At 52.1% G+C, this 15049-nt stretch carries 15 protein-coding genes, 1 pseudogene and 1 riboswitch; of the genes and pseudogenes, 4 read left to right on the top strand and 12 right to left on the bottom strand.

From position 1 onward, the window contains the following. Window positions 1-522 precede the first annotated feature (522 nt). The 3 genes and pseudogenes from FY206_RS16450 to FY206_RS16440 all read right to left on the bottom strand — a co-directional run bounded on the left by FY206_RS16450 (window position 523) and on the right by FY206_RS16440 (window position 1795). On the bottom strand, window positions 523-1008 hold the full coding sequence (locus FY206_RS16450) for an Hcp family type VI secretion system effector (RefSeq protein ID WP_032641704.1): 486 nt from the start codon (window positions 1006-1008) through the stop codon (window positions 523-525). Between the two features lie 18 nt (window positions 1009-1026). Continuing rightward, window positions 1027-1353: a DUF1493 family protein gene (locus FY206_RS16445; RefSeq protein WP_032641702.1), complete on the bottom strand. Its 327-nt coding sequence runs from the start codon at window positions 1351-1353 to the stop codon at window positions 1027-1029. After that, a pseudogene (locus FY206_RS16440) lies at window positions 1347-1795 on the bottom strand (STM2901 family protein). Before FY206_RS16440 ends, FY206_RS16445 begins: the two are co-directional and overlap by 7 nt. 418 nt (window positions 1796-2213) lie before the next feature. After that, window positions 2214-2310: riboswitch (TPP riboswitch) on the top strand. A gap of 35 nt (window positions 2311-2345) precedes the next feature. Between FY206_RS16440 and thiM the strand changes: the two are divergent. From thiM to FY206_RS16425, 3 genes are read left to right on the top strand one after another with little or no spacing between them, the layout of a single operon-like run. Beyond that, window positions 2346-3116, top strand: coding sequence for a hydroxyethylthiazole kinase (gene thiM / locus FY206_RS16435; RefSeq protein WP_032641700.1), 771 nt, complete (start codon window positions 2346-2348; stop codon window positions 3114-3116). Next, on the top strand, window positions 3113-3913 hold the full coding sequence (thiD, locus tag FY206_RS16430) for a bifunctional hydroxymethylpyrimidine kinase/phosphomethylpyrimidine kinase (protein WP_032641698.1): 801 nt from the start codon (window positions 3113-3115) through the stop codon (window positions 3911-3913). Before thiM ends, thiD begins: the two co-directional genes overlap by 4 nt. A 42-nt stretch (window positions 3914-3955) precedes the next feature. Beyond that, complete coding sequence (locus FY206_RS16425; RefSeq protein WP_077064119.1) at window positions 3956-4702, top strand: GntR family transcriptional regulator; 747 nt, start codon at window positions 3956-3958, stop codon at window positions 4700-4702. Here the strand turns inward: FY206_RS16425 and FY206_RS16420 are convergent. Genes FY206_RS16420 through FY206_RS16410 form a run of 3 tightly spaced genes read right to left on the bottom strand, consistent with a single transcriptional unit; the run spans window position 4676 to window position 7904 of the window. Then, window positions 4676-5629, bottom strand: a complete 954-nt coding sequence (locus tag FY206_RS16420; protein WP_032641695.1) for a PfkB family carbohydrate kinase — start codon at window positions 5627-5629, stop codon at window positions 4676-4678. The genes FY206_RS16425 and FY206_RS16420 overlap by 27 nt on opposite strands. Beyond that, complete coding sequence (locus FY206_RS16415; RefSeq protein WP_032641694.1) at window positions 5626-6630, bottom strand: ADP-ribosylglycohydrolase family protein; 1005 nt, start codon at window positions 6628-6630, stop codon at window positions 5626-5628. The genes FY206_RS16420 and FY206_RS16415 overlap by 4 nt, the downstream gene beginning before the upstream one ends. Next, entirely contained in the window at window positions 6627-7904 is a 1278-nt protein-coding gene (locus FY206_RS16410) for a nucleoside permease (RefSeq protein ID WP_032641692.1), read from the bottom strand. The genes FY206_RS16415 and FY206_RS16410 overlap by 4 nt, the downstream gene beginning before the upstream one ends. A 250-nt stretch (window positions 7905-8154) precedes the next feature. Here FY206_RS16410 and fbaB point away from each other — a divergent pair, with 250 nt between their 5' ends. Continuing rightward, window positions 8155-9207: a class I fructose-bisphosphate aldolase gene (gene fbaB / locus FY206_RS16405; RefSeq protein ID WP_032641690.1), complete on the top strand. Its 1053-nt coding sequence runs from the start codon at window positions 8155-8157 to the stop codon at window positions 9205-9207. Between the two features lie 53 nt (window positions 9208-9260). On the opposite strand, the gene yegS is transcribed toward fbaB, so the two are convergent. The 6 genes from yegS to FY206_RS16375 all read right to left on the bottom strand — a co-directional run bounded on the left by yegS (window position 9261) and on the right by FY206_RS16375 (window position 15034). Then, on the bottom strand, window positions 9261-10160 hold the full coding sequence (yegS, locus tag FY206_RS16400) for a lipid kinase YegS (protein ID WP_032641688.1): 900 nt from the start codon (window positions 10158-10160) through the stop codon (window positions 9261-9263). A 162-nt stretch (window positions 10161-10322) separates the two neighbouring features. Next, entirely contained in the window at window positions 10323-10874 is a 552-nt protein-coding gene (locus FY206_RS16395) for a hypothetical protein (protein ID WP_032642669.1), read from the bottom strand. Window positions 10875-10935: 61 nt separating this feature from the next. Beyond that, a complete protein-coding gene (locus FY206_RS25340) occupies window positions 10936-11901 on the bottom strand; it encodes an Ssp4 family T6SS effector (RefSeq protein WP_032641686.1) in 966 nt (321 codons plus the stop codon). A 417-nt stretch (window positions 11902-12318) separates the two neighbouring features. Further along, on the bottom strand, window positions 12319-13680 hold the full coding sequence (trhP, locus tag FY206_RS16385; RefSeq protein WP_032641684.1) for a prephenate-dependent tRNA uridine(34) hydroxylase TrhP: 1362 nt from the start codon (window positions 13678-13680) through the stop codon (window positions 12319-12321). A 167-nt stretch (window positions 13681-13847) separates the two neighbouring features. Continuing rightward, window positions 13848-14600 carry a hypothetical protein gene (locus tag FY206_RS16380; protein ID WP_032641683.1) on the bottom strand — a complete coding sequence of 251 codons (753 nt, stop codon included), beginning with the start codon at window positions 14598-14600 and terminating at the stop codon, window positions 13848-13850. Beyond that, the gene (locus FY206_RS16375) at window positions 14594-15034 is read right to left on the bottom strand and encodes a RusA family crossover junction endodeoxyribonuclease (protein WP_032641681.1); all 441 of its coding nucleotides are present in this window, start codon (window positions 15032-15034) and stop codon (window positions 14594-14596) included. The genes FY206_RS16380 and FY206_RS16375 overlap by 7 nt, the downstream gene beginning before the upstream one ends. Window positions 15035-15049 lie beyond the last annotated feature (15 nt).

The following is a 15049-nucleotide window of genomic DNA, read 5'->3' as shown; positions in this document are numbered from 1 at the left end:
TGTTATATCTGGATTAAACCTTGGTGCGTCTCAAAATTTAAGTTTGATAACTTATTTCGCAACGTGCAGTAACTATCTATGAATGTGTAATTTTGATTATTGATCTAGATCATGGATAGCATTTATCGCTAAACAGGTCTGCTGTAATATGTAAGGCATTATCTTAATAAATACAATTAGATAAGATTTATGACGTTCTGGATCTCAGAACATGAGAAAATTTCAATGCATAAGGTATGCTTAAGCATTTAACTATAAAATCATACTAAATGTGTAAAATAGTTAATTCAAATTTATAGATTTTTCTACATTCTTTGCTTTTGAATCCTTTTTGTGTTTTGAATGAAAGTTGGTATTCAACTAAAGATTTTCTCTGTAGTTACTCACTAAAAATAAATATGTTGAAAACTTATACGAAGTTGTATCTAGCTTGAATTGCTATATCTAAGTAAGAAGGTTGTTATACGAAATGGAGAGTTTAGAAGAAGGGGCATGATAGCCCCATATTTAGAGTGGGTTATGCTAAGCTTGTCTCTTTTCATTCCATGCATCGGAATGCAAGATATTGCCATCTTTATAAAGGTGAGTGATCTTTTCATAAGCTAAAGACACATCTTCCATATGGCCTGTACCCGTAGCCGTTCGGGTATCATGCATCACAGGGCTAAAGCTAACTACTTTCACATTTTCTAGTGTAATGGTGTAGTAAATTTCCTCTTGCCCGCTGTAGTTGATACGATAGAAATTAAACTCAGCGCTTTTAAGAGTTTGCCCCGTTGCAACTGCTTTAAACAGATAGGGTGATGAACTATCAATCTCTTTAGTGAAATTGAATGAGCAATGTTGTCGGCTTCCTGTCACTTTACCTGTTAAATTGTCTGTAGGAATGATCACGCTATGCTGTAAGCTACGTAGTTCTATGCTTCCATCACGTCCATGAACGTCACAAGACCCCATGATCTGAGATCCACCATCATCTTTTAAAATCAAATGTACTGGTACAGCCATTTTTAACGCTCCTTGCTGTTAGCCGTATAACCATCTTCCTGCTTTAGCCGATTCTGCAAACATCCTTACAGTAAGAGGTTTTGAGATTTGCTTTACTGGTTTATCAGTAAACCATCTTCTAAAGAACCACGTTCTAAACCACGGATAATATTTCTGATAATTCATTGCTGACATGTCAACATTAAAAAATCTGTCGTATTTATTAATGCAATAAATTAAATCATCATCGTCTGCATAATCTTGAAGAATATCATCAAGCTCTAACGGTATCAGCTTTCCTGTGAATGTACCTGACACAGGTAACTCTTTACGGAATAGCTCTAAAACTTCCTGATCTGTTACCATATGCGATCTTTCTCGTGTGCGATTGTGTTGTAGTCACGAACGGTTTTATAAGCGATTTTACTAATATCGCTCGCTACTATAGCCCAACCAACAACAGGTAATCCACGCCCCACAAAAGCGCCCAGGTTAGTAACATATTTAGGCTTAAGTGTTGTTATGCTCGCTTCTGTAAGAGTTGGAAGTCTTACAGGTAATTCAGTGTTAAGAAGTTGGCGAAGGTATTTTGATGCTATTGACGTACCCGCTGTGGTTCCGTAAGGTTTATCTCTTGTTTTTAATAATGGCAGCCCAGAATAATACAGCTCATTGAAATGACATCTTTAATTCCGCCAAATTGATTATTAACTCTATCCAGTAAAATCCAAAAAAATAACTCTCCTGCAGTGATATTGCATACGCCACGATAGAAATATGTTCCATTTAATTCTTCAACTGTATCCATCAGTAACCCTTTAGTTTCAGGTAACATGTTGATTAATCGTACTGCGTGCAAGTACAAAGGGGAAGCTGTTTTTATGAAAAAGCACTTAAAATCAAAGTGCTGTTGGCTAAATGATAAAGGTTATGTGTGCAGGCTATACATTGAGACAGTCGGATACCAGTGAATTATATAAGGGAAAGAGAAGGGAATTCATTAGCTACTGCTCAATACCATCTATTAAAATGTTAATTATTTTCTTTTCTGTGAAGGATCTTTTAGTCGTTTAATTAAAAAGACAGAGAGTAATTGGGTGTCGTTGTTCTTTCTGAGTATTCGAAGTCTTTCGCTCCTGCCTTGCGTGAAGAATCATTATCCGAAAGAGTGGGCTTGCTTGAGCAAGCAACTTCCCCTAATCTGGCAAAAAGTAAGCTAATGTTTACCAAATGACTCGGGGTGCCCTTCTTTGTGAAGGCTGAGAAATACCCGTATTACCTGATCTGGATAATGCCAGCGTAGGGAAGTCAGATGCCTTCCCGGTCATCGCTTCTTCACGCAAGGCAGGAGCGAAACCATGCAGCCTGACCAGCTCGATTTACCTGTTTTACATCACTTCCGAACCCGTTCTCCGCTGACCCATTGTATGACCAACGATGTCGTACAGACCTTTACGGCCAACGTTTTGCTGGCGCTTGGCGCATCCCCGGCGATGGTGATTGAGGCCGAAGAGGCCGAGCAGTTTGCCGGGATCGCCGATGCGCTGCTGGTTAACGTTGGCACGCTGACCTCGCCGCGCGCCCAGTCGATGCGTCGGGCGATTGAACGCGCGGTGGCGGCAGGCAAGCCCTGGACGCTGGACCCGGTTGCCGTTGGCGCGCTCGCGTTCCGCACCCGCTTTTGCCATCAAATCCTTGCCCTGAAACCGGCCGCCATTCGCGGCAATGCGTCAGAAATCCTGGCCCTTGCCGGGATGAGCGCGGGCGGGCGCGGCGTCGATACGACCGATACCGCCGCCAGCGCGCTGCCTGCTGCCGAAGCGCTGGCTCGCCAGACCAATGCCGTAGTGGCCGTCACCGGCGAGGTGGATTACATCACGGACGGACAGCGCACGCGCACCGTAACGGGCGGCGATCCGCTGATGACGCGCGTGGTGGGCACCGGGTGCGCGCTCTCTGCCGTTGTGGCGGCGAGCTGCTCGCTGCCGGGTGACAGGCTGGATAACGTCGCTGCCGCCTGCGGGTTTATGAAGCGGGCCGGGACGATCGCCGTTGCGCAGTCGCGTGGCCCGGGCAGTTTTGCCAGCGCGTTCCTCGACGCGCTCTACACGCTGGAGGAGCAGGCATGAAGCGGATTAACGCCCTGACCATTGCCGGCACCGATCCCAGCGGCGGCGCGGGTATCCAGGCTGACCTGAAAACCTTCTCCGCCCTTGGCGCATACGGCTGCTCGGTCATCACCGCCATGGTGGCGCAAAACACGCGCGGCGTGCAGTCGGTCTACCGTATTGAGCCGGATTTTGTTGCCGCGCAGATGGATTCGGTATTCAGCGACGTGCGTATCGATACCACAAAAATAGGCATGCTGGCCGAGACGGACATTGTGGAAGCGGTGGCCGAGCGGCTTAAACGGTATCAGGTGCAAAACGTCGTGCTGGACACCGTGATGCTGGCGAAAAGCGGCGACCCGCTGCTCTCCGCCACTGCCGTGGAAACCCTGCGCAAAAAGCTGCTGCCGCAGGTGGCGCTCATTACGCCCAATCTCCCGGAAGCCGCCGCGCTGTTAGGCACATCGCATGCGCGAACGGAACGTGAGATGAAAGCGCAGGGAAACGCGCTGCTGGCGATGGGCTGCGGGGCGGTGCTGATGAAGGGCGGTCATCTTGACGACGCTGAAAGCCCGGACTGGCTTTTTACCCGCGATGGCGAGCTGCGTTTTACCGCGCCGCGCGTGCAGACCAGAAATACCCACGGTACGGGCTGTACGCTCTCGGCCGCGCTGGCGGCGCTGCGCCCACGCCATGACGGCTGGGCCGAAACGGTGCGGGAAGCGAAAACCTGGCTCTCGGCGGCGCTGGCAAAAGCCGATACTCTGGAAGTTGGTCACGGTATTGGGCCGGTACATCATTTTCATGCATGGTGGTAAGACAGTATACTGGCAGGAAACACCACGCCTGAGAAAACAGAGATGGAACAAGCGCATACCCGGTTAATCGCTCAACTGAATGAACGGATCGCCGCGCCTGACAACACGCCGCTGTACCTGAAATTTGCCGAAACGGTAAAAAACGCGGTGCGCAGCGGCGTGCTGGAGCACGGGAATATTTTGCCCGGCGAGCGCGATCTGAGCCAGCTAACCGGCGTGTCGCGCATTACCGTGCGAAAAGCGATGCAGGCGCTGGAGGAAGAGGGCGTGGTGACGCGCGCCCGTGGCTATGGCACGCAGATCAACAATATCTTCGAGTATTCCCTGAAAGAGGCGCGCGGGTTCTCACAGCAGGTCGTGCTGCGCGGCCAAAAGCCCAATACGCTGTGGGTCAACAAGCGGGTGGTGAAGTGCCCGGAAGAGGTGGCGAATCATCTTTCAATTCCCCCTGAGAGTGAGGTTTTCCTGCTCAAGCGTATTCGCTACGTTGATGAGGACGCCGTCTCGATTGAGGAGTCCTGGGTGCCGGTCGGGCTCATTCCCGATCCGGATGCGATCGGCATTTCGCTTTACGATTATTTCCGCAGCCAGAATATTTTCCCGCAGCGCACCCGTTCACGGGTCAGCGCCCGCTTGCCGGACAGCGAGTTTCAGGCGCACATTAAGATGGATGAAAAAATACCGGTGCTGGTGATCAAGCAGGTTGCGCTTGACCAACAGCACCGGCCGATTGAGTACAGCATCAGCTACTGTCGCAGCGATCTATACGTCTTTGTGTGCGAGGAGTAATTCCTCACGGGTGGGGGCGCAATCCCCGCCGCGGTGGCTGACAACCCAGGACGCCACGGCATTTCCCAGCAGAACGGCGTCTGCCAGCGGCCATCCCGCCGCCAGCCCGGCAAGCGTACCGCCCGCGTGGCTGTCGCCCGCGCCGATGGTGTCCACGACCGTTGCCGGAAACGCCGGAACCACGCCTGAACAACCGCCGTCATACCAGACCGCGCCGTCTTTATCGTGGCGCACAATCAGCGCGGCCCCGAAGCGCTGCTGCCACTCCGTCCCCAGGTTTTCAACTCCGACGCCTGGCCGCCCGGCTGCGATTTCCGCTTCCTGACGGTTAAGGGAGACGATTGGCCTGCAGGCCATAATCCGCGCCATCAGCGCGTCGGGGATGTCCGCGATGCGGGGGCCAAAATCGATAAAGGCCGTCACGTCCTGCAACCCCTCCAGCCAGTCCGTTAGCAGCTCGCCGCACGGCGAGGCCAGCTGATAGCCGGACAAATAGACCAGGCTGTTTTGCGGGATGTTTAGCACATCAAGCCAGCCCTGCTGCCACTGGTTCTCCACGCCGCTAAAGGACATAAAGGTGCGCTCGCCGTCTGGCTCCACCAGCGCCAGGCACCAGCCGTTGTCGCCGGTTTCGGCCTCGATGGCGCTGTGCAGATCCTGCTTCGCCATGGCGTTGCGGATGATATCCGCCCACACGCCGTGGCCGACGGGCAGGGCGTTTTGCGCCGAAATGCCGAGCCGCTTCAGGGCGATAGCGATATTCAGCGCGCAGCCGCCAATATTCACACCCTGCTGTTTGAGCTCGATATCGCACCCGCGCCAGGGCAGGGCGTAGGCGTCGGCGATGACGTCAATCACCGCTGCGCCCAGCACCGTCACCGGGCGCGTGGCGTGCAGAGCATCAAGACGTTGGGCAAATGACGTCATACGCCCTCCCTTTGCTCCCGGTAGTGCAACAGCTTCTCGCAATAGTGGCCGAAATCGAGCTGGTTAACGGCGTCGAGCTCGGCTTTAAGCGCCGGATCAATCGCCCGTACGCCGTGCAGCGCGCCGCAGATGGCCGTCGCCATGGCGCCAATGGTGTCGGTGTCGCCGCCCAGGTTGGCGCATAAAATGGCGCAGCGGTTCGGGTCGGTTCCCGCCAGTTCAACCATGGCAATGGCTGCCGGAACGGACTCAATGGTGCTGGTTCCCGCGCCAATCAGCTGATAAATCTGCTCGCTGGCAGAGTCGATACCGTTGGCTTCCCGCACGGTCTTAAGCGCCAGCTCAATACGTGCCGCCAGCGATGCGCTAAAGGTGGTGGTTTTCGCCTCCTGCGCATAGCGGGCGATACCCGGCAGCGCGTCGACGATGTTCTGCCAGCTTTCGCCGTCGATAGCGCGAGAAACTGCCCAGGTAATCACCACCGCGCCGGCAATGGCGAGGTCCGATTTATGGGTCGGGCTGGAGGCCAGCGCCACCTGCCCAACAAAGTGTTCCAGACGCGTGGCCGGGAGCAGGCAGCCCAGCGGGGAGGCGCGCATCGCCGCCCCGTTGGTTACGCCGTTGTTTTCCAGTTCGCTGACCGGCTTTCCGTCGCGAATCGCGTTTAGCGCGATTTTGGAGGTCGGGCCGAGCACGTTCTTATTGAACGCGTCGAAATCGAGCGCCCAGTTAAGGATATGTTTGCCGATAACGTCCGCGTTAATGTCTCCCTCACACTCAATAATCGCATCCGCCAGGCACAGCGCCATGGAGGTATCGTCAGTGAACTCTGCCTGTTTGAAATAGCAGGCCGCATTATTCTCTGCCGGGCCGGGTAAAAAGCGGTCGATCCAGCCGAAGTGCGCCTTGACGCGCTTTCTTGGCCACAGCTCCGACGGCATGCCCATCGCATCCCCTAACGCCTGCCCGTATAGGGCACCGAGAACACGTTCTTGTTTCATTTAACTTCCCCTTGTGTCAGCGCGGTATCGCCATCAATCACCTCAATTGCGGCGATCTCTTTATCCGATTCGCGGAAAAACAGCATAAACAGCACGGCAATCACGGCAATCATGATTGCGCCAAACACCCACATTCCGGCCCAGTTGAAGGTCAGCCCGTTCACCGGCTCTTTGTATGCGAACATTTTTTCCATCATTACGCCGCCCAGGCGGTAACCCAACAGGCTACCAAAGCCCTGGCAGCACAGCGTAATCAGGCCCTGCGCGGCGGTGCGCATATGCACCGGCGCTTTTTTATCCACGTAGATGTACGCGGTGACGTAGTAAAAGTCGTAGCTCACGCCGTGCAGCAGAATGCCGAGGAACAGCAGGGCGTAGGTGAAGTACTGTTCCGCGCCGCCGTACACAAAGAACCCGTAGCGGATGGCGGCGGTAATCAGGCCCAGCAGTAAGACCTTCTTAATACCAAAGCGTTTGGTAAAGAACGGCAGGGCGAGCATAAAGAAGATCTCGGAGAACTGCCCGAGCGTCATCCAGCCGGTGGCGTTTTTCATCCCCACTTCGGTGAGGTAGCCGTTGGCGAAGATGTAATAGAAGGCCAGCGGCATAGCAAACAGGAACGAGCAGAAGAAGAACACCAGAAAGTTTCTGTCGCGCAGCAGGATCAGCGCATCCAGCCCCAGCATCACTTTGAAATCCAGCTTGCCGGTGCTCTTCGGCGGCGTGTTCGGCAGGAACAGGGCAAAGACACCGAGCAGGGCGGAGCTGGCTGCCGTCATCAGCAGCGGAATATTGGTATCGGAAATATCGCTGTAGCCCAGCATCTGCGGCAGAAAGCCGCACGCCAGCCCGGAGGCGATCCAGCCGATAGTGCCCATCACGCGAATGCGCGGAAAATCGGCCTCGACGTCGTCCACGTTAGCGAAGGCGATACTGTTGGTCAGCGCGATGGTCGGCATATAGGTCAGGGAATAAACCAGCAGCAGGGGGAAGAAGGTGCTGAACTGGTTTTGCTGCGCGGCGAAGTACATCAGAATGGCTCCGGCAAACATCAGCACCGCCAGCACTTTCTGCGCGGCGAAGAAGCGGTCCGTCAGCGAGCCGACCAGAATCGGGGAGAGGATCGCCGCAATGGCGGTACAGGCGTAAGACCAGCCAATTTCCCCGGCGGTAAACCCGCTTTTGCTCAGCCACAGCCACAGCGGCACAAACCACGCTCCCCAGATAAACCATTCAACAAACATCATGAATGACAGTTGGACTTTCGTTTTCATTTTTTAATCCTGCATGTCAGAGAGGGTACGCCTTTAACATACCACCGAATAATACCTTTTAAATACCTTTGTGGCGATTGTTTGATCAATGTAACAGTTTTGTTGTACACGAATCGAGCCAGCAGATTGTGCTGAAAAAGAATGCAAAAATTGGAAAATCGGTTAAGTCGGTACCAGGCTTAGTCTGCCCATCAATAATGGGACTGGATAAACACACACCGACACGACGTCGGACTTACGGGAGTATCACATGACTGATATTGCGCAGTTGCTTGGCAAAGACGCCGACAGCCTTTTACAGCATCGTTGTATGACCATTCCAGCCGACCAGCTGTATCTGCCTGGTCATGACTACGTTGACCGCGTGATGGTCGATAACAACCGTCCGCCTGCGGTCCTGCGAAACATGCAGACGCTCTACAACACCGGGCGGCTCGGCGGCACCGGGTATCTCTCTATTCTGCCTGTGGACCAGGGCGTAGAGCACTCGGCGGGCGCGTCCTTTGCGGCGAATCCCCTCTATTTCGATCCGAAGAACATTGTTGAGCTGGCGATTGAAGCGGGCTGTAACTGCGTGGCCTCCACCTACGGCGTGCTGGCCTCGGTTTCGCGTCGCTATGCCCACCGCATTCCGTTCCTCGTGAAGCTGAACCACAACGAGACCCTCAGCTACCCCACCGAATATGACCAGACCCTCTACGCCAGCGTCGAGCAGGCGTTCAACATGGGGGCGGTAGCCGTCGGGGCGACGATTTACTTTGGCTCTGAGCAGTCTCGCCGTCAGATTGAAGAGATCTCCGCGGCGTTTGAGCGCGCGCACGAGCTCGGCATGGTGACCGTGCTGTGGGCGTACCTGCGTAACTCGGCGTTTAAAAAAGACGGGGTGGATTACCACGTGTCTGCCGACCTGACCGGCCAGGCGAACCACCTGGCGGCAACCATCGGCGCGGATATCGTGAAGCAGAAAATGGCCGAAAATAACGGCGGCTATAAAGCGGTGAATTTTGGCTATACCGATGACCGCGTGTACAGCAAGCTGACCAGCGATAGCCCGATCGACCTGGTGCGCTATCAGCTGGCGAACTGCTATATGGGCCGCGCGGGGCTGATTAACTCCGGCGGCGCGGCGGGCGGCGATACCGACCTGTCAGACGCGGTGCGTACGGCGGTGATCAACAAACGCGCGGGCGGCATGGGGCTGATCCTTGGCCGCAAGGCGTTTAAGAAATCGATGGCGGACGGCGTGAAGCTGATCAATGCGGTGCAGGACGTCTATCTTGACAGCAAAGTAACAATTGCCTGACCTGGGGACGAAACGTAGGCCGGGTAAGGCGTAGCCGCCACCCGGCAATACCATCAGCGCAAAAGCACACAGTCCGGCGGCAGCCTGCACTGCAGCGCGCCGGGCAACACCTCAATGCGGAACTGCGTCCCGCTCAGCGGCTCTCCGTCGAGGTTAAAGGTCATTCCGTGCGGGGCATTTACCTCAAACCATGCGGATTTCCCGTCAATGATATTTGGGCTTTCTTCCGGCTGCGTCAGCGTGGTAAACAGCGCGGGCAGCAGGCCGTCGCCCGTGAAAATCCTCAGCTGCAGCTGACCGTCATCGATCAGCGCCTCCGGGCACAGCTGCTGACCGCCTCCCGCCTGGCGGCCATTGCCAATGCCGATCACCAGCGCGTCACCCTGCCACTGAAAATTCTCGCCGCGAATTTCGCAGCGGTCAGGCTTGAGGGTATCCATGCGCATCAGGCCGTGGATCAGGTACGACACGCCGCCCAGCGCTGCCTTCAGTTTTTCCGGCGTTTCGCTGGTGATGCGCGTGCCGAACCCGCCGGTCGCCATATTGATAAAGCAGGTTTTGTCATTCACCTGCGCGATATCCACGGCGGTAGCCTTGCCGAGGATCGCAAGCTGTAGCGCCTTCTCTAACGCCTCCGGGATCCCGGCGCTGGTGGCAAAATCGTTGGCGGTGCCGAGCGGTAAAATGCCCATCGCCGGGCGGTCTGTCGGCGGCAGGTCGATAAGCGCAGAGGCGATCTCGTTGATGGTGCCATCGCCGCCGCCGGAAATGACTGTGCTGACGCCAAGCCCGAGGGCTTCATTGATATAGCGTGCCGCGTCGCCTTTCTCCCACGTCACTCTGACGTGAATGCGTGCGCCGTCGTCACGCAACCCCTGAATGGCCTGACGCAGCAGATCGTTGCCTGCACTTTTGCCGTTGAGAATCAATAAACTGTCTGGATAGGTTGCCATCCGCGCTGCTCCCTTTTTTAGCGTTAGTAACAGTGTATAGCAGAGCGGGAAAAAGCGGGTAAGAACACGATGAAAGACAAAAATATGGCTTCGGAAAGGGGGGGGATATCCCCTATGAGGCGTTTACCTTTTATAGGCCGATCTCTCAATTGACTCTTACTGTCAACGTTTGAGTCCTGCCATTTGCCTGTTCTCAATCTTCAACTGCTTACGCCACACCCGATTATGTAGCGTTAGCGCAATTGAGCGGTAAAAGACTGATGTATTCATCCACACAATGTTCAGGCAGAAAAATCCCAGGCCTAACAAGGAGGTTATCTGCGGTGTGTAATTTTCTACAGCGCTGAATAAAAGCGAAATCCACGTCCAGAGAAAATAAACGATGCTCATCACGCCAGTCAGTGTAATAACAGAAATATGCAGCTTATATCCTATTAAGGACCCTCTGGCAGTTAAAAACATAGTGCTCATCACTACCATGCAATACACCACTGCTGCAAAGAATACCCCCATCATAACCTTAAATTCAGGTAAACCAAGCAGGCGAAAGAGCAAAATCCAGACAGAAACTTGTAGCAAAGCGTAGCAAAAAATAGTGAGTAAGGTACTTATTGCTAATGGAATGCCTGTCATATGTACACCCACAGGAACACCGAACTGATCTTTTAAGCGATCTTTCAATGATTCAAGCCTTTGGCGATCGTCAGTCGCCATTTCACCTGTTATCACAGTGCTTAATGCCAGGCTCTTCTTGATATAATTTATCATGTCCGGTTTAATAACTTCCTGTAAATGAAAAAGACTGAATCAAACCAAAAACGTATTTACCAGATTGTGTAATATTCTGAGGATTCCGGATTGTACCCGAGACAGCACTGCCAACAAACGCTGAGGAGTTTGAAATAGCATTCAATAGCTCACGCTGTAAGAGCTGCTGTAGCGCTTCTGAAGGATAGCGTTTAGGGTAAACCCCGGCTTTCATCGCTGCTTTAACGCCTGAATTCGAGATTCCGGGATTTCGGATACGAATGATTTCCTCAGTTAACCGCGTGCGATCCGCTCGGCTCATTTTTTGTAATAACGAGAGTAAGCTTTCAGACGTAGAGCGATTAAGCAGGCGATAGGTTAATACAGCGCTTTTCAGACCCGCAGCGGCCCCGGCAAGTGATATCGCATCGAGAGCAGTATTGGTTGCGGTGTACCACTCCTGGGAATCCATCCAAGCAACATAGTCATTATGGTTCATGGCAATAAGCGACAAGCGGCCAAGCCCGTTTGCACACTGAATTCCTGTTGCTACACCACCAGCGACAATCACAGCGGCAACAGCACCGGAAGAACCTGCGGTGAGAGGAATGGCCATACCTGCGCCTGCAGCAAGAACGACAGTGAGAATGGCAGCTCCGCAAGAAATCGCCGTAGAACCAATTTCAGTTGCGAGTGAAGGTGACTGAATCGTCGTCGTCGTTGCCTGGATAGGATTACTTGATGAAGCGTTTACTTTAGTGATGACGACATGACTTACCGAGCTTTCGTTTGGCGATGCAATTCGTCTTGAGGGTCTCACTAACCACTGACGCGCACCGTCTGAGTAGATGATCCCAACCTGGCTAAAGTTACGGCTACAGTCTAACTGACTGGCAAGAGCGGTGAAATTTATATCGCCGCCGGAGGCAAGACCCAGACTGCGTGCGAGTGCGTAATCCGGAATATCCTTTGAAATCTGACCAGGAAATGTCATATCTACTCTCCGTCCGTGTGAAATCGTATATCGCTAAGAAATTAAGAGTAAGGGGCATGTTGTGGACGGGGATTAGGAATGATCCGAATAACGCGTTATCCCGCCAGCTCCACGAAAAGTTGTGATGAACGTCATACACCCGCCCGATTTTCGTAAAAGATATTCCAGCAGAATCTGTCACGAATCAACACCCTTCATTTGGTGGGGCAATGCATTCTCATTCTTAATAAGTGGAATGAATGGTACAAAAAAATAAGCCCGCGTAAGGGAGATTACGCAGGCTAAGGAGGTGGTTCCTGGTACAGCTAGCATTTATGGGTTATGTTTTTCAGCGGGGGGATAATACCCGTATTGAACGAAGCGGTATGTGATCCGATTCTAAGAATTATCCCACCGTGAAAAAATTTCCCTGATTGACTATTTGCCGTGCGGATTTCGGGTGCTTTCACCGTTGAAGTTACGCATCAGCAGCGCGAACTTCAGCTCCACCTCTTCCGGCACCGGCAGCCAGACGGTATGACCGTCGCCCGGCGCCACGTCAATCGCTTCGCCTTTGCCGTTTTCCAGATGCTCCAGCGTGAAGTTCATGTTGCCCTGCGGGGTCATCAGCTCCAGGCTGTCGCCTTTGGTGAACTTGTTTTTCACCGCCACGGCCGCCAGCGCGCCCTTACGCTCGCCGGTAAAGTCGCCGACAAACTGCTGGCGGTCGGAAACGGAGTATCCGTGCTCGTAGTTGTGGTAGTCGTCGTGGGTATGACGGCGCAGGAAGCCTTCGGTATAGCCGCGGTGCGCCAGGCCTTCCAGCGTTTCCAGCAGGCTGGTATCGAACGGTTTACCGGCTGCCGCATCGTCGATGGCTTTACGGTATACCTGCGCGGTGCGCGCGCAGTAGTAATAGGATTTGGTGCGGCCTTCAATCTTCAGAGAGTGCACGCCCATCTGCGTCAGGCGCTCGACGTGGGCGATGGCGCGCAGGTCTTTCGAGTTCATAATGTAGGTGCCGTGCTCGTCTTCAAAGGCGGTCATGTACTCGCCCGGACGTTTGGCTTCTTCAATCATAAACACGCTGTCGGTTGGCGCGCCGATGCCCAGCGTTGGCTCAACGTTGGTCACCGGGATCGGCTCATGCTTGTGGACGATGTTGCCGACGTCGTCCTCTTTGCCTTCCTGGACGTTATATTCCCAGCGGCAGGCGTTGGTGCAGGTGCCCTGGTTCGGGTCGCGCTTGTTGATGTAGCCGGAGAGCAGGCAGCGGCCGGAGTAGGCCATGCACAGCGCGCCGTGAACGAAGATTTCGATTTCCATATCCGGCACCTGGGTGCGGATCTCTTCGATCTCTTCCAGCGAAAGTTCGCGGGACAGAATGACGCGGGTCAGCCCCATCTGCTTCCAGAACTTCACCGTCGCCCAGTTGACGGCGTTAGCCTGAACGGAGAGGTGAATATCCATCTCCGGGAAGTTCTCCCGAACCAGCATGATTAAACCCGGATCCGACATGATCAGCGCGTCCGGCCCCATGTCTACCACCGGCTTCAGGTCACGGATGAACGTTTTCAGCTTGGCGTTGTGCGGCGCGATGTTGACCACCACGTAGAATTTTTTGCCCAGGGCATGCGCTTCGTTGATGCCGAGCTGCAGGTTCTCGTGGTTGAATTCGTTGTTACGCACGCGCAGCGAGTAGCGCGGCTGGCCCGCATACACGGCGTCGGCGCCGTAGGCGAAAGCGTAACGCATATTTTGCAGCGTTCCCGCCGGGGAAAGGAGTTCCGGTTTAAACATGTTTGTTCTCGTTCTGATGACAGGTCAGATTCGCATGCACCAGGTGCAGCGGTAAGGGGATATCCCCCACTTTAAGGGCGGGCATTGTAGCGCTGCGGGGCAGGGAGGTAAAGATTGAATTATTATTTAATTTAGCCGTAAAGTTAATTACGGCTAAATTTGCATTGTTATTTATTTCTTTCTGATGTGATTTTTATTTTGAATTGCTGTTGTAGGTATTTTAGATGCCATCTCATTTCTCTGGCTTCAAGTTCTGATACTTTATTTCCTTCGATAACACTTAGCACGATTGAATATAGCGTGTACAGGTCTCTCACTTCTGCATTAATTTGTTCCAGAGGATGTATGTCAAATTCGTAAAGTATCAGGTTGAAATAATCAAGGGTTGAATTCTTGTTTCGATGATGATTATTTTGTGCTCTGTGAAAAGAGAACATGGAACGAATCATTCTTGCTATATAAATCCAGTCTCTAATAAATGAATTGGTTGCAGTGCTTTCGTTATTAAGATAAAGTGGTGGTATTCTTTCGGAAAGAATAATGGCTATATTATCATCAGAAAATTTTTCTTGGATCTTAGCATTTATTTCCGATTGCTCACTCTCTCGATTATCAATATATCTAAAGTCAACCAATATTTGAGCATCTTTATCAACATTAAAATAGTGATGTAAAAAAGGATGGGTGGTTAATTCTTCCATCATTCTTATACGCTTACGGTAATGGTCACCGTGACGCTTATTTACTATTTCTATGATTATAATTTCTTTTTTGTCTTTGCTAATTGCAACTAAATCAAATGGAAAATTTTTATATGAAGGTGTTCTTGGTGAGTCTTCATAAACAGCATACTCTTTTAAAATATATTCTGTTTTAATTAATTCAAGTTGATAATGGTAATAATTATAATAGTTTACCATAGTTTTCCCCCATTGCATTTATATTTTTCAAGTTTAATTAAGGTAATATATTCTGCAGGCGAGTTGTTTTCTCTCATTTCTAATATTTTAGCAATTGAGGGAGCTAGGGATAATGGTACGACAAGGGATTTTCCAGGCCCCTTCACGAATCGCTCAGCAATAATGCGCGTTATTTGCCTGTCATTCTCCATGACTACCGGAGCTAGGGCATCAATGGTAAATTTAAGTCCGTTGTCTACGTCTGAATAGGAATTGTTATGTGGGAAATAAAATATTTTAAAAGTTGTCTTATACTTAACCTGCATGCCAGTATATCCTGCTCTTGCAGAATTAAAAACTTTCGATTGCCAGATTGCCTTCAAAGATTTAGGGCCTTTCCTGTTAACCGTGGCTGGTCGGCCAAAGACGATCATTTCCAAAAGATTATCTGCCATGATATTTCCTTAAAG

The organism is Enterobacter chengduensis (assembly GCF_001984825.2).
GTDB classification, from domain to species: domain Bacteria; phylum Pseudomonadota; class Gammaproteobacteria; order Enterobacterales; family Enterobacteriaceae; genus Enterobacter; species Enterobacter chengduensis.
Note: the sequence above shows the minus strand (reverse complement) of the source record. Positions and strands in the feature narration are given on the sequence as shown.

Excerpts from the sequence above, each read along its gene's own strand:
- FY206_RS16450 (WP_032641704.1), bottom strand. The coding sequence starts at position 1,008 with ATGGCTGTACCAGTACATTTGATTTTAAAAGATGATGGTGGATCTCAG.
- FY206_RS16445 (WP_032641702.1), bottom strand. The coding sequence starts at position 1,353 with ATGGTAACAGATCAGGAAGTTTTAGAGCTATTCCGTAAAGAGTTACCT.
- thiM (WP_032641700.1), top strand. The coding sequence starts at position 2,346 with ATGCAGCCTGACCAGCTCGATTTACCTGTTTTACATCACTTCCGAACC.
- thiD (WP_032641698.1), top strand. The coding sequence starts at position 3,113 with ATGAAGCGGATTAACGCCCTGACCATTGCCGGCACCGATCCCAGCGGC.
- FY206_RS16425 (WP_077064119.1), top strand. The coding sequence starts at position 3,956 with ATGGAACAAGCGCATACCCGGTTAATCGCTCAACTGAATGAACGGATC.
- FY206_RS16420 (WP_032641695.1), bottom strand. The coding sequence starts at position 5,629 with ATGACGTCATTTGCCCAACGTCTTGATGCTCTGCACGCCACGCGCCCG.
- FY206_RS16415 (WP_032641694.1), bottom strand. The coding sequence starts at position 6,630 with ATGAAACAAGAACGTGTTCTCGGTGCCCTATACGGGCAGGCGTTAGGG.
- FY206_RS16410 (WP_032641692.1), bottom strand. The coding sequence starts at position 7,904 with ATGAAAACGAAAGTCCAACTGTCATTCATGATGTTTGTTGAATGGTTT.
- fbaB (WP_032641690.1), top strand. The coding sequence starts at position 8,155 with ATGACTGATATTGCGCAGTTGCTTGGCAAAGACGCCGACAGCCTTTTA.
- yegS (WP_032641688.1), bottom strand. The coding sequence starts at position 10,160 with ATGGCAACCTATCCAGACAGTTTATTGATTCTCAACGGCAAAAGTGCA.
- FY206_RS16395 (WP_032642669.1), bottom strand. The coding sequence starts at position 10,874 with ATGGCGACTGACGATCGCCAAAGGCTTGAATCATTGAAAGATCGCTTA.
- FY206_RS25340 (WP_032641686.1), bottom strand. The coding sequence starts at position 11,901 with ATGACATTTCCTGGTCAGATTTCAAAGGATATTCCGGATTACGCACTC.
- trhP (WP_032641684.1), bottom strand. The coding sequence starts at position 13,680 with ATGTTTAAACCGGAACTCCTTTCCCCGGCGGGAACGCTGCAAAATATG.
- FY206_RS16380 (WP_032641683.1), bottom strand. The coding sequence starts at position 14,600 with ATGGTAAACTATTATAATTATTACCATTATCAACTTGAATTAATTAAA.
- FY206_RS16375 (WP_032641681.1), bottom strand. The coding sequence starts at position 15,034 with ATGGCAGATAATCTTTTGGAAATGATCGTCTTTGGCCGACCAGCCACG.